Below are 26492 nucleotides of genomic sequence, written 5' to 3'. Positions count from 1 at the left end.
GTTGGACCTCTTCCCGCGACTGTGCCAATAACCGGATTTGCGCCGCTCTCGCGCCGAGGCGGCGTCGACGTTTCGAAGGGCGCTTGCCCGTCATCGGCGGGCGATCGGCGAAGGACTTCCACGATTGCATCTGCGCTTGCTTCCAGGTTTTACCTGCGCCGTCGCCCTTATGGGATTTGGCGGGCAGGGCGCGGTGCCGGCGCTCCCGCGCCCGCCGAAAGCGCATCGGATCGCCGCGTCCCGCAGCGAGGCGGCGGCTGTGAGCGCCGCGCCGGCTGCGCGCATGACCTCCGCTGCGGACGGGTTCGGCGATGGATCCTTCGCCGAGTCCCGCCAGCATCACGCTGCCGCCGCGACCGATTCGGAGGGCGTCCTCTCGGTCACGCGCCTGCGCAAATCCTACAAGATGCGCCGAATCATCGAGGATGTGAGCCTCACCGTGCGCCGCGGCGAGGCCGTCGGTTTGCTGGGTCCGAACGGCGCCGGCAAGACCACGCTGTTCTACATGATCTCCGGGCTGATCCGGCCGGACGCGGGCAAGATTGAGCTCGACGGTCATGATGTGACGCGGCTGCCGATGTATCGCCGCGCCCGGCTTGGCATCGGCTATCTGCCGCAGGAACCCTCGATCTTCCGCGGCCTGACGGTCGAGGACAATATCCGCGCCGTGCTGGAGATCACCCAAAGCGACAGGAACAAGCGCGAGCACGAGCTTGACGCCTTGCTGGAGGAGTTCGACATCGCGGCGCTGCGGCGGTCGCCGTCGGTGGCGCTGTCCGGCGGCGAGCGGCGCCGCTGCGAGATCGCCCGCGCTCTCGCCTGCCGGCCGTCGTTCATCCTGCTCGACGAGCCTTTCGCCGGCATCGATCCGATCGCCGTCGCTGACATCCAGACCCTCGTTCAGCATCTCAAGACACGCGGCATCGGCGTGCTGGTCACCGACCATAATGTTCGCGAGACGCTTGGCCTTATCGACCGCGCCTATATCATCCACGCCGGGCGCGTGCTGACGCAAGGAACGCCGGCGGACATTGTCGCCGACGCCGAGGTGCGGCGCTTCTATCTCGGCGATAGCTTTGTGCTTTAGAGCTGGATAATTTTGGATCGGGCCCTTCGGTCGACGCGGGCCCGCCCGGAAGCGAATTGGCGCGGCGGGCGCATGACCCTATTCAATCAGAGATTGAATGAATCTGATCGCGCCGGCGTGGCGCATGGCGTGAGGCGAAGCCATCGGCGCCTGAGAAAGGCGCAGCTGCGGGAAACCAGAGGAAGCCGCGCTTGCTTCCTAATGTCTCACCCTTTTGGCCTAAATTTTTTTCGCACATGGCGTGCAACCCAAGCTTTTATAGTGTAAAGCAAGAAACGGGCCGTTTCTTTTTTCGCTTAACAAGGCCGAGTTCGCATGGCTCTTAGCACGAAGCTCATGATGCGCCAGGGGCAGTCCCTGGTCATGACCCCGCAGCTGTTGCAGGCGATCAAGCTTCTGCAATTCTCCAATATGGAGCTTAGCGCCTTCGTCGAGGAGGAGCTTGAACGCAACCCGCTGCTCGAGCGCACCGATGAGGCGCCCGATCCGCATGCATTGCTCGCCGACGTCGAGCCCATGTCGGACGCCCAAAACGGCGCCAGTCTCGACTTCAATGACCCGGGCGAAGCGGACTGGAGTTCCGACGCGCTGGCCGTCGACCGCGGCGCGCTCGAGGCCAGTCTTGGCACGGAGCTTGGCAACGCCTTTGACGATGACCGCACCGCCCCCGCGGCGGGTTTTGCCGAAGGGGCCGGCCTGTCGGCGACATCCTGGACCGGCTCCTCGGCCGGGCAGGGCGACGGCGAAGGCGCCAATCTCGAGGCCTATGCGGCGAACCCGACCAATCTCAAGGATCATCTCGAAGCCCAGCTGATGCTCGCCACCTCCGATCCAGCCGAGCGAATGATCGGGCTGATGCTCATCGATTGCATCGACGACGCCGGCTACTACGTTGACAATATGGCCGAGACCGCGGCGCGGCTGAAGACGCCGATCGCCCGCGTCGAACGCGTGCTGTCCATCATTCAGGGCTTTGATCCCTCGGGCGTAGGAGCGCGCGATCTGGCCGAGTGCCTCGCCATTCAGCTGCGCGAAAAGGATCGTTTCGACCCGGCGATGCAGGCGCTTGTCGCCAATCTCGGCCTGCTGGCCAAGCGCGATTTCGCCGCCCTGCGCAAGATCTGCAACGTCGACGAGGAGGACGTCGCCGATATGCTGGGGGAAATTCGCCAGCTCGATCCGAAGCCTGGCCGCGCCTTTGGCGGCGGCTCGATCCAGCCGCTCGTGCCCGACGTCATTGTCCGCGCGGCGCCGGGGGGCGCCTGGCATGTGGAACTCAACACCGAGGTCCTGCCGCGCATTCTGGTTAATAACAGCTATGTCGCGCGCGTCACGAAATCCCAGTCGAACGATGTCGACAAGACCTTCATGTCGACCTGCCTGCAGACGGCGAACTGGCTGACCAAAAGCCTCGAGCAGAGGGCGCGGACGATTTTGAAAGTGTCGAGCGAAATCGTCCGCCAGCAGGACGCCTTCTTCCGTCAGGGCGTCGAACATCTGCGCCCGCTGAACCTGAAAACCATAGCCGAAGCGATCGGAATGCATGAATCGACAGTATCGCGCGTCACCTCGAACAAATATATGGCGACCCCGCGCGGTCTGTTCGAGCTGAAATATTTCTTCACCGCCTCGATCGCCTCGAACAATGGCGGCGACGCTCATTCGGCCGAATCCGTGCGGTTTCGCATTCGCCACATGATTGAGCAGGAAAGCCCGACCGACATTCTGTCGGACGACGCCATCGTCGCTAAACTCAAGGACGTCAACATCGACATCGCGAGGCGCACCGTCGCCAAATATCGTGAAAGCCTCAAAATCCGCTCCTCGGTCGAACGGCGCCGCGAAAAATCTCACATGTATTGAGCCTTGCTGTTTGGAGGAAGTGATTTCGATCACAAGAAGAAAACAGCGATTTCCAAATTGCGATGGCTAGAATTTGAATATGTAAAATGTACGGTCGTAGAGACTCCTGTACAACGCAACGCCCGGTTGCCGCGACAAGGCTCTATTTGACATTTTTTGTTGCGCAATCTTTCCAGGCTTTGCCATATGGGTTCGGGCATGCGACTCTTGACTTCGTTGATCCATCCGCCTAACTCTGCCAAAAAATGCGGTCCTGCATCGGGCCGGAAGCGGGGGAGAGAGTGGCTTTGCGCTTTTGGGGCGAGTTCCCATCTGTCGGTCATCAAGCGTCGGGGCAGCGTTCCCTTGCAAGGACGGCGCTGGGGTCCGACTCGAAATTTGGGCATGGCTGTTCATCTCGGATGAGGATGTCTGGAGGGGATAAAGCCGTCGCCGTCACAGCGCAGCCATCTTCCGCGTCCATTCACGCTCCGTATCGCTTGCCGCGTCGCGGGAACCATGGGGCGCACGTCGCGGCCAGCGTCTGAACCGATGAGATTGAATCGATCCCGTCAACGGCAATACGCTCAAGCTTTGGAACCGGGCGCGATTTCGTGTCCATCGCATGATCGATCCGGCGCGTCATAGGCTGGCGCCGGGTTTAAATTTCCTCGAGCCGCCCGGCCGCAACCCCGGCGCCGCTCAGACTGCTTGGACAAACAGTGCTGACCAATCTGATCTCACCCGAGGCGATTATTCCCGCTTTGAAGGCGACCGGCAAGAAACAAGCATTGCAGGAATTGAGCGAGCGCGCCGCCGAGCTTGGCGGCATCTCCGCCCGCGAGATCTATGACGCGCTTTTGCAGCGCGAGCGTCTCGGTTCGACCGGCGCCGGCGACGGGATCGCCATTCCCCACGCCAAGCTCGCCAAGGCGACAGGGATGCTGGTTATTTTCGCCCGTGCGTCGCGTCCGATCGATTTTGAAGCGATCGACGGCGCTCCGGTTGATCTGATCTTCCTCCTGATCGCGCCGGAATCGGCCGGAGCGGATCATTTGAAGGCGCTTGCCCGTCTCGCCCGGATGTTGCGCGAGCCTGCCATCACGGCGAAGCTGCGTGCGGCGCGCGACGTCAATGCGCTGTATTCCGTCCTGACCGAGGACGCTGCCTCGCACGCGGCTTGACGCTCCTCATCGCCAGGCGCGCGTCGCATAGTCGATGATGTAGCGGTCCGGATCGACGGCGACCGCCGCCATTCCCGGCAGCACGACCTCATTGGCGATGACGAGGCGAGTTCCGATCTGCTTCATCATCTCGCCGAATGGAGCCTTGTCCTCGAAGCGGGCGCGAAATTGCGCCGGATCGAGAAAAGCGGTGAGACGTGGCAGCACCCCGCCTGAAAAAGTGACGCCGCCCTTAGCCAGCAGGTTGAGCGTGAGGTCGCCGGCGCAGCGCGCGACAAGCATCCAAATCAGGCCGAGCGTGCGCGCTTCCTCGCCATCCGGCGCTGCGAGCGCGTCCCGAACAACGCCGATCTCGTCGAGCGCCGGCGGCGTCAGGCCGGCCGCAGCGCAGCGCGCCTGATGCAGCCGCGCGATGCCATGACCCGAGAGGATCGTCTCGGCGCTGATCCGGCCTTGATCCGACATGCGGATATGTGGCCAGATCGCCGCTTCCACGGCGCCGACCGGCGCGAAATCGACATGCCCGGCTTCGCTTGCGAGCGCCAGATAGCGGCCCTCGACCTCAACGAGCGCGGCTGCGCCAAGGCCGGTGCCGACGCCAATGACGAGACGGACGCCCGGCGTCGCCTCGACCGGAGGGCCGATATGCGTCGTCCAGTCATGCTCCAGCACGGGGAGCGTCAAGGCCTGTGCCTCGAAATCATTGAGGAGCAGCCCCTGGTCGAGCGACAACTCCCGTGCGACGGCCTCGCCGTCGATCTCCCAGGCGGCGTTCGTCAGCTTGGCGCTGCGTCCGAAAACCGGGCCCGCCGCGCAGGCGATGACCGAGCGCGGCTTTGCGGCAAAACCCAGGAAAGCGGTCGAAAGCGCCGCCTCAAAACTTGGATAATCTGCGGTCTTGATTGGAGGACCCGGCAAAAGGGATGCGCCGGGAGCCGATTTCAGGGCGAATCGGGCATTTGTTCCGCCGATGTCGCACAGCATGATCGGGAAAGGAAAATCCAAGCGAACGCCTTTCTCCAAATATCCAAAAGCTGGAGCATGATCTCGAGCGAGAGTTCAAAGGGCGGACAAGCATCCACAGGCGCGGGGGTTCCCTCGCGTGGCGCCGTTTTGCTTTCGCTCTTGCAAAAGCGCTGCGTTTTTCTGCCCGTTGTTCTAGAATTGGTTAAAAGCGCAGGAACGGAACTGCACGAACGAGGCCACCGCCATGACTTTCCAATATCACTCGCCTTTTCCCCTCGGCAAGGACAAGACTCCTTTTCGCAAGATCGAATGTGGCGGCGTGCGGATGGAGAAATTCGGATCGCGGGAATTTTTGGTGGTCGACCGCGAAGCCATCCGCGCCCTCGCCGAGGCGGCGCTGATCGACATCAATCATCTGCTGCGTCCAGCGCATTTGCAGCAGCTCGCCAAAATTCTCGACGACCCCGAGGCGAGCTCGAACGATAAATTCGTCGCCTATGATCTTTTGAAGAACGCCAATATCGCCGCGGGAGGCGTGCTGCCGATGTGCCAGGACACCGGCACCGCGATCGTCATGGGCAAGAAGGGCAGGATGGTGTTCACCGAGGGCGACGACCCGAGCGCCATCGCCGAGGGAATCAGGGACGCCTATGACAAGAAAAATTTGCGCTACTCGCAGCTGGCGCCGCTCAGCATGTTCGAGGAGGTGAACACCAAAAACAATCTGCCGGCGCAGATCGAAATCTATGCGGAAGGGGAGGACGCTTATAAATTCCTCTTCGTCGCCAAGGGCGGCGGCTCCGCCAACAAGACTTTTCTGTTTCAGGGCACGCCCTCGCTGCTGACGCGTGACCGCCTGCTCGCCTTCCTGCACGAGAAAATCCTCACGCTCGGCACCGCCGCCTGTCCGCCCTATCACCTCGCCATCGTCATCGGCGGCGCCTCGGCCGAACTCAATCTGAAGACGGTCAAGCTCGCCTCGACCCATTATCTCGATCAGCTTCCGACAGAGGGCGGCGAGGATGGCCACGCGTTCCGCGATCTCGAAATGGAGGCGGAAATCCTGAAAATGACGCAACGTTCAGGCGTCGGCGCGCAGTTCGGCGGCAAATATTTCTGCCATGACGTGCGCGTCGTGCGGCTGCCCCGGCACGGCGCGTCGCTGCCGATCGGGCTCGGCGTGTCCTGCTCGGCGGATCGGCAGGCGCTGGGTGAAATCAACCGCGACGGCGTCTTTCTGGAGGAGCTCGAGCATGATCCCGCGCGCTTCCTGCCGCCGGTCGACGAGGCCACGCTCGGCGGCGACGTCGTCAAGATCGACCTGACCCGGCCGATGTCGGAAATTCTCGCCGAACTCACCAAATATCCAATCAAGACGCGTCTCTCGCTGACCGGACCGATGATTGTCGCGCGCGATCTCGCCCATGCCAAGATCCGCGAGCGGCTCGAGGGCGGCGAAAGTCTGCCGGACTATTTCAGGAATCACCCGGTCTATTATGCGGGTCCCGCCAAAACGCCGCAGGGCTTCGCCTCGGGCTCGTTCGGCCCGACAACCGCAGGGCGCATGGACTCTTATGTCGAGCAGTTTCAGGGCGCTGGTGGCTCGATGGTGATGCTCGCCAAGGGCAATCGCTCGCCGCAAGTGCGCGAGGCCTGCGCGAAGCACGGCGGCTTCTATCTCGGCTCGGTTGGCGGCGCGGCGGCGCGGCTGGCGCAGGACTGCATCAAGAAGGTCGAAGTTCTGGAATATGCCGAGCTCGGCATGGAGGCAGTGTGGCGCATCGAGGTCGAAAATTTCCCCGCCTTCATCGTGATCGACGACAAGGGCAATGATTTCTTCAAGGAGCTGAATCTGGGGTGAGGGGCGGCGTTTTGCCAGCAAGCAGGTTATTCGGCGCCGCATACCAACTTTCGTGATCCTGGATTCTCGCAGTCCAGGATTCAAGCCGGCGTCGATGCGATGTTAGACGGCCCGGCCTACGAGCGCGCCTATGCCTGCGGTGATCGCCATCGCCAGCGCGCCCCAGAAGGCGACGCGGAGCGTCGGCTTCAAAATTTTGGCGCCGCCGACCTTCGCGCCCACAGCTCCGAGGCCGGCAAGGCAGACCAAAGACAATCCGGAAACCACCCATTGCAAGAGGTGCGGCGGGGCGATCAGCGCAGCGCCAATTGGCAGCGCCGCGCCGACCGCAAAGGTCGCGGCCGAGGTCAGCGCCGCCTGAATTGGTTTGGCGGTGACGGCTTCAGATATTCCGAGTTCGTCGCGCGCATGCGCGCCGAGGGCGTCTTTCGCCATGAGCTGTTCGGCGACTTTTCGCGCCAGGGCCGAATCGACGCCGCGCCGTACATAAATCTGCGTCAGCTCGCGCGTTTCAAATTCAGGATCTGTGGCGAGCTCCTGCCGCTCGCGCGCGAGATCGGCGCGCTCCGTGTCGGCCTGCGAACTGACCGAGACATATTCGCCGGCCGCCATCGACATTGCGCCGGCGATCAGCCCGGCGATCCCGGCCACCAGCACTTCGCTCGCCGCGCTCGAGGCCGAGGCGACGCCCAGCATCAGGCTTGCGGTAGAGATGATGCCGTCATTGGCGCCAAGGACAGCGGCGCGCAGCCAGCCGATTCGATCGACAAGATGGCCTTCAATGTGCAATCGGCCAGCCAAGGGACTATCCTTCTGACGGGAGACGGGAGCGCCAAGAGCGCGGCGACGGCCTCGGCCGCCGCGCTGGATCAATGGACGGACGGCTTTTCGGTGGGAACGCGCGCAGGCAGCATGCGCGTCAGCACGCCGTCCTTGAGCAGATAATGATGCGCCAGCGCCGCGGCGGCGTGAAGAAAGGCGAGGCCGAGCAGAATATTGGCGGCAAGGCCATGCAATTCGGTGATGGGCTTGCGCCATTCGCGATCGCCCAGCTGCGGCAGGCTCACGAGGCCGAACAGATTGAAGCCGCGCACAAAAGCGTTGACGATCCCGAGCGCGAGAACGATCAGCAGCAACCCGTAGAGCAGATGATGCGTGGATTGCGCGATTATTTGCAGCGCGCCGGAGTTTGCCGGCGGCAGATGGCGTCCGCCCCTCCTGCGCCAGACCAGTCGCCACACGATGACAAGCGCCAAAGCAAAGCCGAGCGTCACATGCATCGACCACGCGATGACCTTCGGCTGGCCGGAAAACCAGTCGCCGGTCTGGCCGCCGATCCAGAGCAAAGCGATAAGACCGGCGCTCGCCCAATGCAGCGAGATCGTCGTTTTATCATAAGTTACGGCTGGCGCGTCGGCCATAAGCGTCAATCTCCTCTAACCCCGCCACGCAGACTATATCGCTGAGGAGTGTTACAATTTGATGCGCCGCAAACGGCGCTGGCGCAGATCGTCAGTAGCTGATCTTGACGATTTCGATCCGCTCGGTTCCCTTTGGCGTTTTCACCTCGACCATATCGCCTTCCTCTGCCTTGAGCAGGGATTTTGCGATCGGTGAGATCCAGCTGACTTCGGAGAGCTCGGAGCGCGCCTCGTCGACGCCGACGATCCGGAGCATCTTCATCTCATTCCGCGCGTTCCGATATTCGACCTTTGCGCCGAAAAACACCCGGTCGCGATTGGTCTGGCGCGCAGGATCGACGACTTCGGCGATCTCCATTCTCTTGCGCAAGAAACGCATGCGGCGATCGATCTCGCGGAGGCGGCGCTTGCCATAAATGTAGTCGCCATTTTCGGAGCGATCGCCATTACCCGCGGCCCAGGACACCGTCTCGACGACTTTCGGCCGTTCGATCCGGAAAAGCTGATCGAATTCCTCCTGCATCCGCCGCAACCCTTCCGGCGTGATGTAGTTCTTGACGCCGGCCGGGAGGGCCGGAGCTTCGTCTTCGAGATCGACCTCGTCGCTCTCGCTTTCCTTGGTGAAGGCCTTGCTCATGCCAGCAAGATGGACCGCGCGGCGGTCCGCTTCAAGCGCGACAGGCGGACGAAGGGCGCGGCGCGCCGGCGATCCGCCGGGTCCTGCTAGAGCATTTTCCGCAAAAGTTGCAGACTTTTGCGATAAGAAAATGCGTTGAAACAAGGATAGAGCGTTTTTACGATTCCATAACTCGTGAAAATGCTCTAGCGGACAATCTGGGCCACGGCGGCAGGGCCAGCCGTCGCGGCGGTCGCAGCGGCGGATTTAACCGAGGCGTCGGCGCGTTGCGGCGGCGTCGGAACATCGGCGAATTGCGGCACCAAGGGCTCCTGGGCGGCGACCGCCGCGACCGGCTCGGTTTTCTTGCCGCCGAACCAGCCGGTAATCATCGCCAGCCGATCCGGCTCCTTGGCGGAAGCGCCGCCCACCGAGCCCGTCACGTCTCCGGCGTCGGCCAGTTTGACGGCGGGAGCGGCAGCGGCGGGAGCCGGAGCGGCCTTGGCCATCTGCACGACCGGCGAGACGCGGGTCCTGCGGGCCTTGCCGTCGTCAGAGGCGAATTTCGTCTTCACATCCTCGATCACGACGTCGACCGGGCCGCGCGCGAGCGCCTCCGGACGGCTGGCGAAGGCCGACAGCGAGGCGAACTGCGGATGCTGGCCGCCATCGACGTAGAGGGTGCGGATCGGCTTCGCCTGCGCCGCGAGTTCAGCCACTTTCACATCGTCGCGGGCGGCCTTGGCCGCGACCTGGCTGCGCACGCTTTCATCCTGCTTCAGCTGCGGGCAGGGGCCGTAAGGATCGAAGCGGCCGGCGACCGGCTCGGCGTTGAAGACGTAGCGCTTGCTGCAGACGCCGACGGCGACTTGCTGCTTGGTCACCTCGAAATTGTCGGAGCCTTCCTTGAGCTGCTTCCAGAAGCCGATATTCGGATCGGCCCGATATTTCGCCATGTTCTCGGCGGTCATCCGGAAGGGATAAGACTGCATCTGGATTTCGCGCTGGCCGCCGGAAAAACCGTCGCGGACGAGGGCGTAGATCTCGCCGATCTGCGGGTCGGTCATGGAGAAACAGCCCGCCGAGGAGCAGATGCCATGCACCATGATGGAGCCGCCGTCGCGCCCGAGCGCGCGGTCATAGGCGTTGGGATAACCGACGTTGAAGGCGAGATAATAGGCCGAATTCGGCTTCATCTGCGCCGGGGTGATAGAATAAAAGCCTTCTGGAACCTGCCGGTCGCCTTCGCGCGTCTTGGGGCCGAGCTGACCGGACCAGCGGCAGACCGGATAGGTCTTGAGCAGCGCATATTTGCCGTCCGCCTTCATCTTCCAGACTTCGAGCTCTGATTCTTTCTTATACGTGCGGATCAGGACGGGCGCGCTCGGGGTCGTTCCCTTCTCCGTCATCAGAGCAACGGTTTCCTTCGGAACCGGGGCGTTGGCGCGCGCGCTGATGCTGTCGAAGCCTGTGTCTTCGCAGCCGGCGAGGGAAAGGGCGGCGGCGGCGGCCATGGCGACAAGACCGAGGCGGACGGGGAAGTCGCGGCTGGAACTCATGAGCGTCTCGCGCGTTCTATAAGGTTTGCATCCATGATGCAGATGCAGTCTACCGCGCCGGGCCGTTCCTCGCAAGTGAGTTGAGACCCAGCAATTTTACACAAAACGGTAAATAAACTCTTAGCGTTTTCAGTAACGGCGCTCTCGCGCCAAGGCTAATTCGCCCATTGCCGAAGCCTGAAAAAGTCTAGCCGTCAGAATCGCTCCGTCGATAACGCTGGTCGAGCTTGGACCTACCCAACTTCAGCCGGCACTACGGCGGCAATGAGGCGAAGCCGCCGGGCTCCCCCGGCGCGAGGACGCCGCGCGTCATCCTGGCAGCTGCGACGTTTTGCGCCGCTTGAGAGGCAAATTCGACGAAAGAACCGAAAAAACGGCGCTGTTAATGCCGTTGCGCCCGGAAACCGAGCTGCTCCGGGCCGCAAAGGCCATTGCCGGCGCGTTTTGTTTCCGCGCCGTTTATCTCTCGCTAACCTTGTCTGAAGCCTGCTGCCGACGCCGGCGCTTATGCGCGGCCCACGATTCCCGCCGGGCGTTGCTTTGGCGCCACGCTTGCGGAGCGCCCAAGATCAGACCGTGCGGCCGATCGCCAGAAATTTATCGGCGCGGCTGCGCCTGATCTCTTCATGCGAAAGCGGCAGCAGCCCTTCGAGCGCGCGCTGCACCGCATCGCCCACCGCCTGAATCGCGGCGGCCGGATCGCGATGCGCGCCGCCGACGGGTTCGGCGATGATCGCGTCGATGATCCCGAATCGGTAGAGATCCTGCGCCGTGATTTTCATGGTCGTCGCGGCGTCTTCGGCTTTTGCCGCGTCGCGCCACAAAATCGAGGCCGAGGCTTCGGGCGAAGCGACGGTATAGATCGCGTGCTCCAGCATTAGCACGCGATTGCAGGTGGCGATGGCGATCGCGCCGCCCGATCCGCCTTCGCCGACGATCGCCGCTATATTCGGCACCCCCAGCGAAAGGGAGGCGTCCGTCGCGCGGGCGATGGCTTCGGCCTGGCCGCGCTCTTCCGCATCGACGCCGGGGAAAGCTCCGGGCGTGTCGACCAGCGAAATCACCGGCAGGTTGAAACGAGCGGCGAGCTGCATCACGCGCACTGCCTTGCGATAGCCTTCCGGCCGCGCCATGCCGAAATTATGCTTGATGCGCGCCGCAGTGTCGGTGCCCTTTTCCTGCCCCATCACGCAAACGGCATAGCCGCGAAACCACCCAAGCCCGCAGATCAGCGCCGCGTCCTCGCCAAACTGCCGGTCGCCGGAGAGCGGGCTGAAATCGGTGATGAGTCCTTTGACGTAATCGGTAAAATGCGGGCGTTGCGGATGGCGCGCGACCTGCGTCTTCTGCCAGGGCGTCAGGCTGGCGTAGAGATCGGCCAGCGCCTTTTCCGATTTGCCCTCGAGCCGGAACAATTCGTCGCTGATCTGCACGCCTTCGCCATCGGCGGCGAGCGAGCGCAGCTCCTGCACCTTCGCCTCGAGTTCGGCGACAGGCTTTTCGAAATCGAGATAGCTCCGCGCCGAGGCCGGCCGCAGCGCGGCCTGATCTTGCGGAGAAACGGGAAAGGTCATGGTCAAATAATCGGTTGCCGGGGAGGGCGGAAACTGGCGATTTCGCTCCCCGAAGTCAAGGAATTGCTGAAACTGGCGCAAGCGGACGCGGCCTTTGCCGAAAACGATCTGATTTTTGGCTCGAGACATCAACAAGGCGCGAGGCCGCGAGGAGCAATTGCCTCCACGCAATAATTCCTTCATCAAAGGAGCCTAGACAGCCCGTGGAATTGCGATCTCCTGCGTCCTGAAACGCCCCAAAGTCTTTACTTCACAAATTTTATCAACTAATCTCCAGGCATTGGCAAAAGCCGACGGCGAGCGATGCCCGGGGGCCCGATCAATCGCAGCAGATGCGGAGAGGCGCGCCGGGCGCGCCTCTCCGCTCCGCGAGACTTTAATCCCTCTGCAAAACCACCTGCCGGACCCGAATTCATGGCCTTGAACGACGACCGTATGCTGCTTCAGAATTTTCCCGCCTCTGTCACCGTCTCTTCCCGTGTCCGAATCCGCGAGCGGGCGCCCGTAGCACCGCCGGACGAAAGAGCCGAGCGCCATGGGGAAGCGACGGCCGCCGGACGAAAGGCCGCCGCCGCCGGGAGCGACGCTCTGCGCGGGCGCCCTCGCCTCTGACTTTTTAGTCTTTAATAATCTCCGCCAAGAAGAGAGCGCCCGCTGCGCCGGCCGCAAAGAAAAGGAGACGCCGCATGCCCCGCCCGACAAACAAGCCGGAGACTCTCGCCCTGCACGCCGGCTGGCGCGCCGACCCCGCGACCGGCGCCGTCGCCGTGCCGATCTATCAGACCACATCCTACCAGTTCCGCGACACGCAGCACGCCGCGGACCTTTTTGCGCTGCGCGAGCTTGGCAATATATACACCCGCATCGGCAACCCGACTCTCGACGTGCTGGAGCAGCGCGTGGCGGCGATTGAGGGCGGGGTCGCCGCACTGGCGCTGGCCTCCGGGCAGGCGGCCTCGGCCTTCGCCGTACAAAACCTCGCCCGTGCAGGCGACAATATCGTCAGCGCGACGGATCTTTATGGCGGCACCTGGAATCTCTTCGCCAACACCTTGAAAGATCAAGGCATTGAGGTCCGGTTCGTCGATCCGGACGACCCCGAGGCGTTTCGGCGCGCGACCGACGCACGTACCAGGGCCTATTACGCGGAGACGCTGCCGAACCCGAAATTGACCGTCCTGCCGATCGCCGAAATCGCCGCGATCGGCCGCGCCCTTGGCATTCCGCTCATCGTCGACAATACCGCCGCGCCGATCCTCTGCCGCCCGCTCGACCACGGCGCCGCGATCGTGGTCTATTCGGCCACCAAATATCTTGGCGGCCATGGCAATTCGATCGGCGGCCTGATCGTCGATGGCGGCAATTTCGATTGGGAAGGCCATAAGGAGCGCCAGCCCGCGCTCAATACGCCGGACCCGAGTTATCATGGCGCCGTCTGGACCGAGGCGGTGAAGCCGATCGGCCCCGTCGCCTATATCATCAAGGCGCGCACCACATTGCTCCGCGATATCGGCGCGGCGCTCTCTCCCTTCAACGCCTTTTTGCTGTTGCAGGGGATCGAGAGCCTGCCTCTACGGATCGAGCGGCATGTCAGCAACGCTGAAGCGGTCGCCCGCCATCTTTCCCGCCACGCCGGGGTCAAGACCGTGATCTATCCCTCGTTGCAGACCGGCTTGACGCGGGAGCGGGCCGACCGCTATCTCAAGGGCGGCTATGGCGGTCTCGTCGGCTTCGAACTGTCGAACGCCGAGGAAGGCCGCAAATTCATCGACGCGCTGGAACTCTTCTATCACGTCGCTAATATCGGCGACTCGCGAAGCCTCGCCATCCACCCGGCGACAACGACGCATTCCCAACTCTCTGGCAAGGATCAGCTGGCGACTGGCGTGACGCCCGGCTATGTGCGCCTGTCTGTCGGAGTCGAGCATATCGATGATATTATCGCCGATCTCGATCAGGCGCTGGCGACGGCGACGGGACTGTCGCGCGCCGCCTAGATTTGATGGCGCGTTAATGTTGACAGATTTACTAGACTTTATAGAGTGCCGCCGCGAGGCGATCGCCGGTCAAGATGAACGAACGCGCCGATTTCGCCGCAAGACGCGGCTTGAACCGATAATGATGGAGCACACCCATGGCGCAGAGCGCTGTCCGGCCGGCCGAAACGGCCGTAGCTGACCACGTCCCGGGACGTGGACGCATTTACGAGTCGATTACTGACACGATTGGCGATACGCCGCTGGTGCGGCTCGGCAAGATCGAACAGGCAAAAGGCCTCAAAGCCCGCCTTCTCGCCAAGCTTGAATTTTTCAATCCGCTGGCGAGCGTCAAGGACCGCATCGGCGAACATATGATCACGACGCTCGAAGCCGAAGGCAAGATCACGCCCGGCAAAACGACGCTGATTGAGCCGACGTCCGGCAACACCGGCATTGCGCTCGCTTTCGTCGCCGCGGCGCGCGGATATAAACTCATTCTCGTCATGCCAGAATCGATGTCGATCGAGCGCCGCAAGATGCTTGCGTTGCTCGGCGCCGAACTGGTGCTGACGCCCGCCGCGCAAGGCATGAAGGGCGCGATCGCCAAAGCGCAGGAGCTGGTGGATTCGACGCCGGACTCGTGGATCCCGAAACAATTCGACAATCCGGCCAATGTGGAGATCCACAAGAAGACCACGGCCGAGGAAATCTGGAACGACACCAAGGGTGAAGTCGACATTTTCGTCGCGGGCGTCGGCACCGGCGGCACGATCACCGGCGTCGGCACGGTGCTGAAGCCGCGCCGCCCCGGCCTGAAAATCGTCGCGGTCGAGCCTGAAGATTCGCCCGTGCTGTCGGGCGGCCAGGCTGGCCCGCACAAGATCCAGGGCATTGGCGCAGGCTTCGTGCCCTCGATTCTCGATCGGTCGGTGATCGACGAGGTCGTCACCGTCGGCAATCAGACGGCGTTCGACACCGCCCGCCTGCTGGCCCGGCTCGAAGGCATTCCCGTCGGCATTTCGTCCGGAGCCGCGGTCGCCGCCGCGATCGAGATCGCCTCGCGGCCCGAGAGCGAAGGCAAGACGATCGTTATCATCATCCCGTCCTTTGCCGAGCGATATCTGTCGACGGCCCTGTTCGAAGGGCTCTGAACCGCAGCTTGCCGGCAAAGCCTGGCTTGCAGTTCCGCCGAGGCTTGCCTCGGCGGATTTTTTTTGCGGGGGCCTAGAGGTGGCTTCTCCGGCGCCGGCCATGGGAACCTCTGGGCCGGAGGCGACGTTGCGCAAGCGTTGCGGGCAAGCCGCTGCGACTTTTCCGAAAGGTTCGCCATGCGTCACCTTTTCCTTTTCGCCGCCGCCTTGGTCGCGACGAAGATCATCGCCAATTTGATCTATAATTGCCGTTTTATGGCCGCGCCCGCGCCCGTACGCCGTCTCACCCGCCGCTATTTGTGAGATAAAATTGCCACGCCCGTTGCAAAAGCCGCGCGCCCGACGCACGGCCGGTCGATTGAGGCGATATTCGGATTGGCCGGCGACGGCTGGTATTTTGCGTTGCAGCGGGGCGATTCTGACCAAATCAGAACTCCCGGGGCGGCCGGGACCTGCGAATTAGCAATGCGCGCGCGCTGCTTGGGCCCAACCGTGGTTGAATAAGCCTTCGCGCGCCGGTCGAACGAAGACTGTCGCAATTACGCAAGCTTAACTGTTTATCAATAAGTTAAGGCTCTGGCGCAGCAGCAGTCAGCGCCTCGGTGACGCCCGCGTTCCGCCCGCGCCTGACCCTCCATGGCGGTGATGCCGTCAAAGCGCGTCGCTCGGGCTTTAGCTGTCTATATTGCGTCGCAGCAAGTAAATGGCCCGGTCTCGCGACAGTATTTTAGGTCATCTCCAAAGCGACCGATCAAATTCGGCTTGCGGGAAAGAGGACGTCGGTTCTATTTTAACGAGAGTTACAACAGGGCGGTGAGGATTCGGGGTGATCGGTGATCCCCCGTCCAAAGCTGGGCTAATTGAAGCGTCGCGGCTGTTTTATGCCGCGTTGACAGCGTTCGGTACGGCCCTGCGTTCGCGCGAGGGGATCGACGGTTGGAGCGGCGGCGCCCTACTGGCGTTGGATTGCCGCAAAATGAGGCTTTTGCTTCGCCTGTGTTTGGAGCAGATTGCGGGAAATCAAGACAACGACAAGATAAAAAGACTAAGAAAAATATCGGGAGGCATCGAATGATAAACTTACTTCTGGTTGGCGCATTATTAGGCATGATTCTCGGCCGTTTCTTCAGGGTCTATGTTCTGTTTCCCGCGAGCGGTGTGATGATTGCTTTGGCGATGACGGATCCCGGCATCTTTGCGCACTCTTTCTGGTCATCCTGCGGCAACGGCCTGATGATTCTCGGTGCCGTGCAATTTGGCTATGTCGCGTCATTGATGGCGAGCCTTCTTCCCGCTCTTTCGCTGGCCCGCCGCGGCCTCTGGGCCTCGCACCCATAGACGGGTCGCAGCCGCCGCCAAACGCCGTCCGCCGGCTTCGGACGTCGGGGAGTTTTGGCCTTTTTGCTTTGAGCGCAAGAGGCGGCCCCGCCGCCCTTCGGATCGCGGCCTTTGCGGCGGCGAGTTCGCCTTCGCCGGCTAAAAGCTGATTTTAGTTACACTCCGCCGCGCCATGCCTTATGCCTCCGCGTTCCTGCGCGAACATGATCGCGCAGATCGAGTTCAACCTCGACAGCGCCGTGCGCGCGGCTATAGTCGCGCCGCCCGGCAGAGAATGAAGTTGGAGGAAATATGAAGCGCGTTGTCCTGACAGCCTTTGCCCTCGTCACCCTTTTTGCCGGCGCGGCCAGCGCTGATCCGATCGGCGATTGGCGAGTCGCAGACGGGGGCGCAACCGTGCGCATCAAGAAATGTGGCGCAGGCCTATGCGGTTTCGTCGCCTCGACGAAGGGCGCGCCCGGCAAAGACGAGCGCAATCCGGATCCCGCCAAGCGCAATCGTTCCGTCCTCGGCATCGAGGTTTTGATTAATCTGAGGCCGTCCGGCAACAATGTCTGGACCGGCACGACCTATAACGCCGAAGATGGCCTGCTTTATAACGCCACCGTGACGCAGAGCGGCGAACGCTCGCTGGAAATCAAGGGTTGCGGCGCGAATGGCGGAGTCTGCGGCTCGGAAACATGGACCCGCGTTAGATAGCGCGCGGCCGCAAAACTCCCGTTTCTTCCTGTCCCAGAACATCGCGAGCTTTGCCATTGCGCCGACACCGGCGCAATGCGTAAGAGAGAGCATCGGCGGCAAAAGCATTGCGCCTGAAAGCGCGACGCTCTGACCGCTGGGGTCGATCACGTTCCTGATTTTGGATGATAAAATCCGACCTCATCGTGCTTTAGCGGGATCATTGCGCTCATGAAAATTCTGGCGGGCAACTCCAATCGTCCTCTTGCCGAGGCGATCGCCGCCTATCTTGGCGTCGCCCTGACCAAATGTCAGGTGCGCCGCTTCGCCGACATGGAGATCTTTGTCGAGATCCAGGAAAACGTCCGCGGCCAGGACGCCTTCATCGTCCAGTCGACTTCCTATCCGACCAATGATCATCTGATGGAGGCGCTGATCATGACCGACGCGCTGCGCCGCGCCTCGGCCCGCCGCATCACCGCGGTCATTCCCTATTTCGGCTACGCAAGGCAGGACCGCAAGGCCGGCCCGCGCACGCCGATTTCGGCCAAGCTCGTCGCCAATCTGATCACGAGAGCCGGCGCCGACCGCGTCCTCACCGTCGATCTGCACGCCGGCCAGATCCAGGGCTTCTTCGACATCCCGACCGACAATCTGTTCGCCGCCCCGGTGCTGGTGCGCGACATCGAGGCGCGGCTGCCGAAAGGCAATCTGATGGTCGTCTCGCCCGACGTCGGCGGCGTCGTGCGCGCAAGGGCGCTGGCCAAGCGCATCGACGCGCCGCTCGCCATCGTCGACAAGCGGCGCGAGCGCGCCGGCGAATCCGAGGTGATGAACATCATCGGCGACGTCGCCGGCAAGGTCTGCATCCTGATCGACGACATCGTCGATTCCGGCGGCACGCTGTGCAACGCCGCCGACGCGCTGCGCGCCGAGGGCGCGATCGCGGTCTACGCCTATATCACCCACGGCGTGCTCTCCGGCGGCGCCGCCGCGCGCATCTCGGCCTCGAGTCTGAAAGAGCTGGTGCTGACGGACACGATCTCCTCGACGGAGGCGATCCGCGTTTCGAAAAATATCCGGATCGTCTCCGTCGCCCCCCTCATCGGCGAAGCCATCACACGAATCGCCAAGGAAGAAAGCGTCTCAAGCCTGTTCGACTGACGCGCCGATCCGTCTTCCGGCGAGAGCGGGCTGTGCGAAACGGCGCGTCGCGCGGTGACGCACGACTGTAGCATTCTTGTGTAACAGCGTTTGCCGTCGCGGTTTGGTTGCGCGGCTGCCGTTTGACCTGAAGCAAATCAAATTTTCTCAATTTATTTTACGCTCGGAACAACCAGCCTCGCGCAACATTCTTGTGTCACTTTTCGAAGCGGTCGAGCGGGGAGAAGTGGAACGCATTTTGCGTTGCCATTTGAGTATCGCATTGACATTAGTCTATAAATTTAGTGTATTATTGGCTTGAGCGAAGCTGAGAGGCCTCCAAAATGCCCGACGCCTATGTGATCCAGATTGGCGGCCGAACCGCCGGCATCGTCGCGCGGGACGGACGCGACGGATCGTTCAATTTTTTCGCCGCTTCGCAAATGTTCAACGCAATGGAAGGCCAGCGCTTCGAGGATCCCGCCGCGGCGGAGAAAACCGCCCGCTACCTCGCCAAGCACGGCAGCCTGCCGATAAAGCCGCATCTCGCGCCGGTCGCTCCTGCCTCCGCGCCGGACAGCGCCTTGACGCAAATAATTGGCCCGCAGCCGGGCGGTCCCGACCCCTTCACCCCCGAGCCCTTCACCCCGAAGCCTTGGCGTCGCCAAGCGCGCGCCGTCTGACCGCAGCCGCCGAGCGTGGCGCGAAGACCGGTCTCGACAGCCGCGCGGCGAAGAGAACGAGCCCCGCCGCCAGCACATACCAGGCCGGCCGGGCCATGTAGGAAAAATCGAAATTCGCGGCGAGCACAAGCGCGAGTGGAGCTCCCGCCGAAACGGCAAACCACAGCGCCTCCCCGAGCGCGGTCGCCGTCGCCGCGCCCAAGGCGAGCGCGGCGACGCTGAGAGCGGAGAGATCGCCGCCCGAACGCGCCGCGAAAAGACGATAGCAGAAGAGAAGCGCAAAAATTCCAGCCATGATCGTCGGCTGCGTGATGTCCAGCTTGGACTGCATGAAAAAATGCACGCTCGCCAGCGCCGCGATCGCATAGATGACGCGGTGCAAGCGCGTCCATTGCCGCGATCCGAGCCGCGCAATCATCCTGTCCGTCGAGGTCGCGCCGAGCAGGCAAAGAAGCACGAGCGCGACAAAGCCAATCGTCAGATACAGCCGCTTGACGATTTCGGAGGCGATATGTAGCGCGGCGAAATGCTGGTCATAGGCGAACAGCCCGACATGCAAAATCGCGTAGGCGAGCACGGACACCCCGAGAATCCGCCGGATCGAGACAAGCTTCGGCCACCGCGTCGCGAGCCGCAACGGCGTCACGGCCAGCGTCAGGGCGAGCATCCGCACGGCCCATAACCCCGTCTGGTGGATCGCCTCCATGACCGGGCGGGAGCCAAGCCGTCCCTCGACAGCGGATATTGCGATCCACAGCGCAGGCGCTAGCGTCGCCGCCAGCGCGGCGCATTTCAACGGCGCGAACCGGCCGGCGCGGTCGGTGAGAGGGGTCCACAGTAACGGCACTTCGCGCGAGCTCCTTTGCGGCGTTGATCCTACTTCGTTTCCGCGCGCCTTGTTGTTTCAGGCCGTGTTTGATCTAGCATCACATCTTATTGATATTTTAGGGGCCTTTGCTTCGCCTCCTAAGCGCATCGTTAGGAAGGCGCCACGCTTGCACGGCTTGCCCAGCCTTGCTCGCGCCACGCTATGTTGCTAACGACCACGGAACCGCAGCCATGGCCTTTGCGTCGGCGGATCCGGTGAGCGGGCGGCGCTAAGGAGCGACTGACCTTTGGGAACGCGCGTTTTGACCTCTACGACGAATAAGCGAGGCTGATTGACTCTTCGCGCCCCGTTTCCAGCCCTGGCTTCCATCGCGGCGCTGGCGGTCGGCCTTTGCGGCTGCGCTGTCGGCCCCGACTATGTGAAGCCCTCGGCTCCCACCCCCATCCGCTATAAGGAGCTGAAGGGCTGGAAGACGGCGACGCCTCTTGACGGCGCCGATCGCGGCCAATGGTGGGCCCCGTTCCGGGATAAAACGCTTGATTCGCTCATCAGCCAGGTGTCGATCTCGAACCAGAATGTGATCGGCGCCGAGGGCGCCTATCGCACCGCGAAATCGCTCGTACGCGAAGCGCAGGCAGGGCTGTTCCCCACGGTCTCCGTCAATTATTCCGGAACCGGAGCGCATAGCGGAAGCAAGACGAGCGGGTTCAACACCGGCAGCTCCTCCACCCTGTTTACTTCGGACCTGACGGCCAACGCCAGCTGGACGCCGGACATCTGGGGTCAGGTGCGGCGCTCGATCGAAAACAATGCGGCGGGCGCGCAGCTTTCCGCTGCGGATCTCGCCAATACGACGCTTTCCTCGCAATCCTTGCTCGCGACGGCCTATTTCAACCTTCGCGCCTCCGATGCGCTAAAGGATTTGCTCGAGCGCACCGCAAAGGAATTTCAGCGCACGCTGGAGATTACGCAGCGCCAGTATGCGGCCGGAACCGTCTCCAAAGCGGATGTCGCGACGGCTCAGGCGCAGCTTTACAACACGCAGGCGGAAGCGATCAACGCCGGCATCGCCCGCGCGCAATACGAGCATGCGATCGCGGTGCTGATCGGCAGACCGCCGGCCGAACTCAACATCGCGGTTGCGCCGTTCAAGATGACGCCGCCGACGGTTCCGGTCAGTCTGCCCTCGGTTCTGCTCGAACGCCGGCCTGATATCGCCTCGGCCGAGCGCTCCATGCAGGCGCAAAACGCCCTGATCGGCGTCGCTATCGCGGCCTATTATCCGGATATCAGCCTCTCGGGCGCGTTCGGCTTCGCCGGCCGCGGACCGCTCGCCGTGTCTCTCGCCAATGAGGCGTGGAGCGTCGGCGTGGCGGCGGCCCAGACAGTATTCGACGGCGGATTGCGCAGCGCCACGGTCGACGCGGCGCGTGCGACCTATGATCAAAGCGTCGCCAATTACAGGCAGACGGTGCTCTCGGCGTTTCAGGGAGTCGAGGATCAACTCGTCGCCCTGCGCCTGTTGGCGCAGCAGGCCAAGGTTCAGGATGACGCGGTCAGGGCGGCGCAGGAAGAGGTGGACGTTCTGCTCAACCAATATTCCGCCGGCACGGTCGCCTTCACGGCTGTTGTCGTCGCCCAGTCGCAATTGCTCACCAACCAGACCTCAGCGCTGACCATCCGGCAGAATCGATTTTTGGCCACGGTCCAGCTGATCGAGGCCCTTGGCGGCGGCTGGGACGTTCGGCAGCTTCCGGCGATCACTGACCTTGAGGACTCCAACCCGCTGCTGCCCCGTTTATAGCCAACGCCAACCATCGCGCGCGGAGCCGATCGCAAGTTGGCAAATCAAAAGAACGTTAATCACTACAAAGAATTGATTAGAGATCCGCCATCATTATGTTTCATTGAGCCGCGAGATTTGTGCGTCGCCGCAACCGAGTCCCTGGCGGTTGGGCCGCCGCGCCTGGCGAATGCTGGCGAAGATCTCATATTGCGGACACGGCCCGGTCATTTGCCCGCTGCGATAATCGGGTGAATTCTCTAACGCGAAGCTCAGCTTTGGACCAATCTCATGGATGATCGCACCCGGCCGCCGGGCGAAGACCCTCTCGATCCGGTTTATCTTCGCGAGGAGGCGAGGGCGCCCAAGAAGGGCTCTGCGCCGCCCCAGCCGGACGCGCCGACGGCCCCGGCCAGATCGACGCTGCGGCGCGCGATCCTGATCGTGCTCGCGGCGCTGATCGCTTTCGGAACCTATCGCTTCGTCACGACCGACCATTCGAGCGCCACAGGGCCCGCGCCGCAGGCGGCCCAGGCGCAGCCGGTCGGCGTCGCAACAGTGGCGAAGGGCGACATAAACATTCTCGTCAGCGGGCTTGGGACGGTGACGCCTCTCGCCAATGTGACCGTGAAGACGCAGATCAACGGACAGCTGATCGATGTTGGCTTCAAGGAAGGCCAGCTCGTGAAGAAGGGCGATTTTCTGGCGCAGATCGATCCGCGACCCTATCAGGTCTCCAAAGAGCAATATGAAGGGCAACGCGACCGCGACCAGGGCCTGCTCGATCAGGCGCGCAATAATATGAAGCGCTTCCAGACGTTGCTGAAACAGGATTCGATCGCCCGCCAGACCGCCGAGGATCAGATCTATCTCGTCAAGCAATATGAGGGATCGCTCAAGACGGATCAGGCGCAGATCGACGCGCAGACGCTCAATCTCACCTATGCCCGCATCGTGTCTCCGCTCGACGGCCGCGTCGGCCTTCGCCTCGTCGATCCCGGCAACTACGTGCAAACGAGCGATTCCGGCATCGCGGTCATCACCCAGCTGCACCCGATCTCCGTGATCTTCACGGTGCCGGAGGATGAGCTCCAGGCCATCCTCGACCGGCTGAAGACAGGCGCCGAACTCACGGTCTCCATTTTCGACCGCGCCTATGTGAACAAGCTTGCGACCGGCAAGCTTTCAAATATCGACAATCAGATCGACGCCACGACGGGCACCGTCAAGATCCGCGCCGAATTCGACAATCTCGACGACAAACTGTTTCCGAACCAGTTCGTCAACGCGCAGCTTCTGATCGACACCTTGCACGACGCCGTGATCGTTCCGGTGACGGCGATCCAGCGCGGCGCGCCCGGGACCTATGTCTATCTCGTCGGCGCGGACAACAAGGTTGTCATGCGCAAGGTGACGCTTGGTCCGCAGGAAGGCGGCCGCGTGGCGATAACCTCCGGGCTGGCGCCGGGCGACCACGTCGTCGTCGACGGGACGGACAGGCTGCGCGACGAGGCCGAAGTGTCCATCGCCGCCATTGACGGCGTCGCCACCGACGCCCCGGCAAAAGATGCCGCCGCGACGCCCGGGGGCAAATCCGGGCGCGGCTCCGGGCGTCACGGGCAGCAGCCGGGGGCGCAATGACGGTCGGCGCGCAGACAAGTCCTGACGTCGTCGCACGGTTTGGCTGATGAACCCCTCGCGATTATTCATCCTGCGTCCGGTCGCGACATCGCTGCTGATGGCGGCGATTCTCATCGCTGGCGCGGTCGCCTATCGGTTCCTGCCGCTCGCCGCGCTGCCGGAAGTCGACTATCCGACGATCGAGGTGCGCACCTTCCTGCCCGGCGCGAGCCCGGAGGTCATGACTTCGGCGGTGACCGCGCCGCTGGAGCGCCAGCTCGGGCAGATGCCGGGCCTCAACCAGATGACCTCGTCGAGCTCCGCCGGGGCCTCGGTCGTCACGCTGCAGTTCAACCTCAATCTGACCCTCGATGTCGCCGAGCAGCAGGTGCAGGCGGCGATCAACGCCGCCAATAGCCTTTTGCCGGCGGATCTGCCGGCGCCGCCGATCTACTCCAAGGTCAATCCCGCAGACGCGCCAATCCTGACGCTCGCGGTGACCTCGCAGACTCTGTCCCTGACGGGTCTTCAGGATGTCAGCGAAACGCGGATCGCCCAGAAGATCGCGCAATTGCCGGGCGTCGGCCAGGTCACCATCAGCGGCGGCCAGCGACCCGCGATCCGCATCCAGTTCAACCCGCAGGCGCTTGCGGCCTATGGCCTGAACATCGACGATCTGCGCTCCACGATCTCCAACGCCAATGTGAACGCGCCGAAAGGCGGTTTCGACGGCCCGCATCAATCCTCGACGATCACGGCCAATGATCAGCTGACCTCGATCAAGGATTATCGCAACATCGTCATCGCCTACCGCAACAATGCGCCGGTGCGGCTCAGCGACGTCGCGACAATCGTCGACGGCCCCGAAAACACCAAGCTCAGAGCCTGGGCCAATGGCGAACCGGCGATCATCATCAATGTTCGTCGTCAACCCGGCGCGAATGTCATCGCCGTCGCCGACAGCGTGCAGAAGCTGCTGCCAACCTTGCGCTCCACCTTGCCGGCCGCGGTCGACATTACGATTTTGAGCGACCGCACCACCACGATCCGCGCCTCGGTGGCGGATGTGCAGGTCGAGCTCGGCATTTCAGTGGCGCTGGTCGTCGCAGTGATCTTCGTTTTCCTGCGCAATGTGCCGGCGACGATCATCCCGAGCCTCTCGGTGCCGCTGTCGCTCGTCGGCACGCTGGTCGCCATGTATCTGCTCGGCTTCAGCCTCGACAATCTGTCGCTGATGGCGCTCACGATTTCGACCGGATTCGTCGTCGACGACGCCATCGTGATGATCGAGAACATCAGCCGCTATGTCGAGGACGGCGACGAGCCGCTGGAGGCCGCGCTGAAGGGCTCGCACCAGATCGGCTTCACCATCATTTCATTGACGGTTTCGCTGCTTGCCGTGCTGATCCCGCTGTTGTTCATGGGCGATGTCATCGGCCGGCTGTTCCATGAATTCGCCATCACCCTCGCGGTCACCATCATCATTTCGGCGGTCGTCTCGCTGACTCTCGTGCCGATGATGTGCGCCCGCCTTATCCGCCATCGCCCCGAGAGCCAGCGCAGCCGCCTCGATCTTTGGGCCGAGCGCGCGTTCAACGCCGTCATCGCCTTTTATGGCCGGCTGCTCCGGATCGTCCTGCGTCACCAACCGCTGACGCTCTTCGTCGCCATCGCGACCCTCGGCCTGACCGTCGCTCTTTATATCGTCATTCCGAAGGGATTTTTCCCGGCGCAGGACACAGGCATGATCCAGGGCGTGTCGGAAGGCGCGCAGGGAATTTCCTTCGACGCCATGTCCAAGCTGCAAATGCGGATGGCGGAGACGATTTCGAAGGACGGAGCAGTCGCCAGCGTCAGCTCCTTCATCGGCGTCGACGGCGACAATCCGACGCTGAACAGCGGCCGGTTTCTTATCAATCTGAAGCCGCGCGACGAGCGCGTCGGCGCGCGCGACGTGATTCGCCGGCTGCAGACGGAGGTCGCGAAGATTCCCGGCGCGCAGCTGTTTCTGCAGCCGGTGCAGGATCTCACCGTCGATTCAACCATTGGCCGGGCGCAATACAGCTTCATTTTGCAAAACGCCAACCCGGCCGAACTCACAGAATGGCTCCCGCGCCTGATCGACCGTCTGCATCGATCGCCGGCGCTGACCGACGTCGCTAGCAATGCGCAGGCGCGCGGGCAGGCGGTCGACCTCGTCGTCGACCGCGCTACGGCGGCGCGCTTTGGCATCACCCTGGCCAGCGTCGACAACGCCCTCTACGACGCCTACGGCCAGCGCATCGTCTCGACCATCTTCACGCAATCGAACCAGTATCGCGTCATTCTCGAGGTCGATCCGAAGCTGCAGCGCGATCTCTCGTATCTCGATTCGCTGTATTTGCCCTCGTCCGCCTCTTCGACGCAGGGACAGGTGCCGTTGTCGGCTATCGCCCATTTCGAGCAGACCGAGAAGCCGCTGCTGATCAGCCATCTCAACCAGTTTTCCGCGGCCTCGATATCGTTCAATACCGCCCCCGGCTATTCGATCGATGCGGCCGTCAAGGCGATCGACGCGGCGCAGACCGAGATCGGCCTGCCAAACAGCTTCACCGTGTCGTTGCAAGGGTCCGCCCGCGCCTTCTCCGCCTCGACCTCCAACGAGCTGTTCCTCATCATCGCCGCTGTCGTCACCATGTATATCGTCCTTGGCGTGCTCTATGAGAGCTTCATCCACCCGGTGACGATTCTCTCCACTCTGCCATCGGCCGGCGTCGGCGCGCTGCTGGCCTTGATCGCCTTCGGCTTCGAGCTCGACGTTGTCGCCGTCATCGGCGTCATCCTGCTCATCGGCATCGTCAAGAAGAACGCGATCATGATGATCGACTTCGCTCTTGACGCCGAGCGCAACCGGGGGCTGTCGCCGGAAGACGCTATCTTCGAGGCTTGTCTGTTGCGTTTCCGGCCGATCCTGATGACCACCATGGCGGCCCTGCTCGGCGCGCTGCCTCTGATGCTCGGGCAGGGCGTCGGCTCGGAGCTGCGCCAGCCGCTTGGCGTTTCCATCGTCGGCGGCCTCATCGTCAGCCAGGTGCTGACCCTGTTCACAACGCCGGTCATCTATCTTTATTTTGACCGGCTCGCGAGCCGCTTCAGTCGGCGCGAGGCGCCGGGCGCGATCATCGAGGAGGGCGCCTGA

Annotated in this window: 21 protein-coding genes; 14 read left to right on the top strand and 7 right to left on the bottom strand. The window is 62.7% G+C overall.

Annotation, left to right across the window (positions count from 1 at the left end; translation table 11 throughout):
* Positions 1 to 124: 124 nt before the first annotated feature.
* The 3 genes from lptB to ptsN all read left to right on the top strand — a co-directional run bounded on the left by lptB (position 125) and on the right by ptsN (position 4113).
* Positions 125 to 1087 (top strand): LPS export ABC transporter ATP-binding protein, encoded by a 963-nt coding sequence (gene lptB, locus CR492_RS04065; RefSeq protein WP_102842459.1) that lies wholly within the window; start codon positions 125 to 127, stop codon positions 1085 to 1087.
* Positions 1088 to 1402: 315 nt separating this feature from the next.
* Entirely contained in the window at positions 1403 to 2950 is a 1548-nt protein-coding gene (rpoN, locus tag CR492_RS04060) for an RNA polymerase factor sigma-54 (RefSeq protein ID WP_102842458.1), read from the top strand.
* Between the two features lie 701 nt (positions 2951 to 3651).
* Positions 3652 to 4113: a PTS IIA-like nitrogen regulatory protein PtsN gene (gene ptsN, locus CR492_RS04055; RefSeq protein ID WP_102842457.1), complete on the top strand. Its 462-nt coding sequence runs from the start codon at positions 3652 to 3654 to the stop codon at positions 4111 to 4113.
* Positions 4114 to 4119: 6 nt separating this feature from the next.
* On the opposite strand, the gene CR492_RS04050 is transcribed toward ptsN, so the two are convergent.
* Positions 4120 to 5118: a glucokinase gene (locus CR492_RS04050; protein WP_245411956.1), complete on the bottom strand. Its 999-nt coding sequence runs from the start codon at positions 5116 to 5118 to the stop codon at positions 4120 to 4122.
* A gap of 205 nt (positions 5119 to 5323) precedes the next feature.
* Between CR492_RS04050 and CR492_RS04045 the strand changes: the two genes are divergently transcribed.
* Positions 5324 to 6940 (top strand): fumarate hydratase, encoded by a 1617-nt coding sequence (locus tag CR492_RS04045; protein WP_102842456.1) that lies wholly within the window; start codon positions 5324 to 5326, stop codon positions 6938 to 6940.
* Positions 6941 to 7042: 102 nt separating this feature from the next.
* Here CR492_RS04045 and CR492_RS04040 read toward each other — a convergent pair whose 3' ends face one another.
* The 5 genes from CR492_RS04040 to CR492_RS04020 all read right to left on the bottom strand — a co-directional run bounded on the left by CR492_RS04040 (position 7043) and on the right by CR492_RS04020 (position 12110).
* The gene (locus CR492_RS04040) at positions 7043 to 7741 is read right to left on the bottom strand and encodes a VIT1/CCC1 transporter family protein (protein ID WP_102842558.1); all 699 of its coding nucleotides are present in this window, start codon (positions 7739 to 7741) and stop codon (positions 7043 to 7045) included.
* A gap of 68 nt (positions 7742 to 7809) precedes the next feature.
* Complete coding sequence (locus tag CR492_RS04035) at positions 7810 to 8361, bottom strand: cytochrome b (protein WP_102842455.1); 552 nt, start codon at positions 8359 to 8361, stop codon at positions 7810 to 7812.
* A gap of 91 nt (positions 8362 to 8452) precedes the next feature.
* Complete coding sequence (gene greB, locus CR492_RS04030; RefSeq protein ID WP_102842454.1) at positions 8453 to 8998, bottom strand: transcription elongation factor GreB; 546 nt, start codon at positions 8996 to 8998, stop codon at positions 8453 to 8455.
* A gap of 185 nt (positions 8999 to 9183) precedes the next feature.
* On the bottom strand, positions 9184 to 10536 hold the full coding sequence (locus CR492_RS04025; RefSeq protein WP_102842453.1) for a L,D-transpeptidase family protein: 1353 nt from the start codon (positions 10534 to 10536) through the stop codon (positions 9184 to 9186).
* Between the two features lie 569 nt (positions 10537 to 11105).
* Positions 11106 to 12110, bottom strand: coding sequence for an acetyl-CoA carboxylase carboxyltransferase subunit alpha (locus tag CR492_RS04020; RefSeq protein WP_102842557.1), 1005 nt, complete (start codon positions 12108 to 12110; stop codon positions 11106 to 11108).
* A gap of 686 nt (positions 12111 to 12796) precedes the next feature.
* On the opposite strand from CR492_RS04020, the gene CR492_RS04015 reads away from it, so the two are divergent.
* From CR492_RS04015 to CR492_RS03990, 7 genes are all read left to right on the top strand, one after another.
* Complete coding sequence (locus CR492_RS04015) at positions 12797 to 14107, top strand: O-acetylhomoserine aminocarboxypropyltransferase/cysteine synthase family protein (protein WP_102842452.1); 1311 nt, start codon at positions 12797 to 12799, stop codon at positions 14105 to 14107.
* A gap of 137 nt (positions 14108 to 14244) precedes the next feature.
* On the top strand, positions 14245 to 15240 hold the full coding sequence (gene cysK, locus CR492_RS04010) for a cysteine synthase A (protein WP_102842451.1): 996 nt from the start codon (positions 14245 to 14247) through the stop codon (positions 15238 to 15240).
* An 826-nt stretch (positions 15241 to 16066) separates the two neighbouring features.
* Positions 16067 to 16315 (top strand): hypothetical protein, encoded by a 249-nt coding sequence (locus CR492_RS20395; protein WP_146030162.1) that lies wholly within the window; start codon positions 16067 to 16069, stop codon positions 16313 to 16315.
* A gap of 32 nt (positions 16316 to 16347) precedes the next feature.
* A complete protein-coding gene (locus tag CR492_RS04005; RefSeq protein ID WP_102842450.1) occupies positions 16348 to 16578 on the top strand; it encodes a hypothetical protein in 231 nt (76 codons plus the stop codon).
* A 291-nt stretch (positions 16579 to 16869) separates the two neighbouring features.
* Positions 16870 to 17277 carry a DUF2147 domain-containing protein gene (locus tag CR492_RS04000; RefSeq protein ID WP_102842449.1) on the top strand — a complete coding sequence of 136 codons (408 nt, stop codon included), beginning with the start codon at positions 16870 to 16872 and terminating at the stop codon, positions 17275 to 17277.
* 210 nt (positions 17278 to 17487) lie between these two features.
* Positions 17488 to 18420, top strand: coding sequence for a ribose-phosphate pyrophosphokinase (locus tag CR492_RS03995; protein ID WP_102842448.1), 933 nt, complete (start codon positions 17488 to 17490; stop codon positions 18418 to 18420).
* A gap of 323 nt (positions 18421 to 18743) precedes the next feature.
* Positions 18744 to 19082, top strand: a complete 339-nt coding sequence (locus CR492_RS03990; RefSeq protein WP_102842447.1) for a hypothetical protein — start codon at positions 18744 to 18746, stop codon at positions 19080 to 19082.
* Here the strand turns inward: CR492_RS03990 and CR492_RS03985 are convergent.
* On the bottom strand, positions 19042 to 19929 hold the full coding sequence (locus tag CR492_RS03985; protein WP_245411955.1) for a sulfite oxidase heme-binding subunit YedZ: 888 nt from the start codon (positions 19927 to 19929) through the stop codon (positions 19042 to 19044). The two genes, CR492_RS03990 and CR492_RS03985, sit on opposite strands and share 41 nt — an antisense overlap.
* A 313-nt stretch (positions 19930 to 20242) precedes the next feature.
* On the opposite strand from CR492_RS03985, the gene CR492_RS03980 reads away from it, so the two are divergent.
* The 3 genes from CR492_RS03980 (at position 20243) to CR492_RS03970 (ending at position 26492) form a co-directional block, all read left to right on the top strand.
* The gene (locus CR492_RS03980) at positions 20243 to 21715 is read left to right on the top strand and encodes an efflux transporter outer membrane subunit (RefSeq protein WP_102842446.1); all 1473 of its coding nucleotides are present in this window, start codon (positions 20243 to 20245) and stop codon (positions 21713 to 21715) included.
* 270 nt (positions 21716 to 21985) lie between these two features.
* Entirely contained in the window at positions 21986 to 23335 is a 1350-nt protein-coding gene (locus tag CR492_RS03975) for an efflux RND transporter periplasmic adaptor subunit (RefSeq protein ID WP_102842445.1), read from the top strand.
* Between the two features lie 46 nt (positions 23336 to 23381).
* A complete protein-coding gene (locus tag CR492_RS03970) occupies positions 23382 to 26492 on the top strand; it encodes an MdtB/MuxB family multidrug efflux RND transporter permease subunit (protein ID WP_102842444.1) in 3111 nt (1036 codons plus the stop codon).

The sequence above is a fragment of the Methylocella silvestris genome, from assembly GCF_002891535.1.
Taxonomy (GTDB): Bacteria; Pseudomonadota; Alphaproteobacteria; order Rhizobiales; family Beijerinckiaceae; genus Methylocapsa; species Methylocapsa silvestris_A.
This window is presented reverse-complemented; position numbering and strand designations above follow the sequence as displayed.

Coding starts and splice junctions, on each gene's coding strand:
- rpoN (WP_102842458.1), top strand. CDS start 1,403: ATGGCTCTTAGCACGAAGCTCATGATGCGCCAGGGGCAGTCCCTGGTC.
- CR492_RS04045 (WP_102842456.1), top strand. CDS start 5,324: ATGACTTTCCAATATCACTCGCCTTTTCCCCTCGGCAAGGACAAGACT.
- CR492_RS04035 (WP_102842455.1), bottom strand. CDS start 8,361: ATGGCCGACGCGCCAGCCGTAACTTATGATAAAACGACGATCTCGCTG.
- greB (WP_102842454.1), bottom strand. CDS start 8,998: ATGAGCAAGGCCTTCACCAAGGAAAGCGAGAGCGACGAGGTCGATCTC.
- CR492_RS04025 (WP_102842453.1), bottom strand. CDS start 10,536: ATGAGTTCCAGCCGCGACTTCCCCGTCCGCCTCGGTCTTGTCGCCATG.
- CR492_RS04020 (WP_102842557.1), bottom strand. CDS start 12,110: ATGACCTTTCCCGTTTCTCCGCAAGATCAGGCCGCGCTGCGGCCGGCC.
- CR492_RS04015 (WP_102842452.1), top strand. CDS start 12,797: ATGCCCCGCCCGACAAACAAGCCGGAGACTCTCGCCCTGCACGCCGGC.
- cysK (WP_102842451.1), top strand. CDS start 14,245: ATGGCGCAGAGCGCTGTCCGGCCGGCCGAAACGGCCGTAGCTGACCAC.
- CR492_RS04005 (WP_102842450.1), top strand. CDS start 16,348: ATGATTCTCGGCCGTTTCTTCAGGGTCTATGTTCTGTTTCCCGCGAGC.
- CR492_RS04000 (WP_102842449.1), top strand. CDS start 16,870: ATGAAGCGCGTTGTCCTGACAGCCTTTGCCCTCGTCACCCTTTTTGCC.
- CR492_RS03995 (WP_102842448.1), top strand. CDS start 17,488: ATGAAAATTCTGGCGGGCAACTCCAATCGTCCTCTTGCCGAGGCGATC.
- CR492_RS03990 (WP_102842447.1), top strand. CDS start 18,744: ATGCCCGACGCCTATGTGATCCAGATTGGCGGCCGAACCGCCGGCATC.
- CR492_RS03975 (WP_102842445.1), top strand. CDS start 21,986: ATGGATGATCGCACCCGGCCGCCGGGCGAAGACCCTCTCGATCCGGTT.
- CR492_RS03970 (WP_102842444.1), top strand. CDS start 23,382: ATGAACCCCTCGCGATTATTCATCCTGCGTCCGGTCGCGACATCGCTG.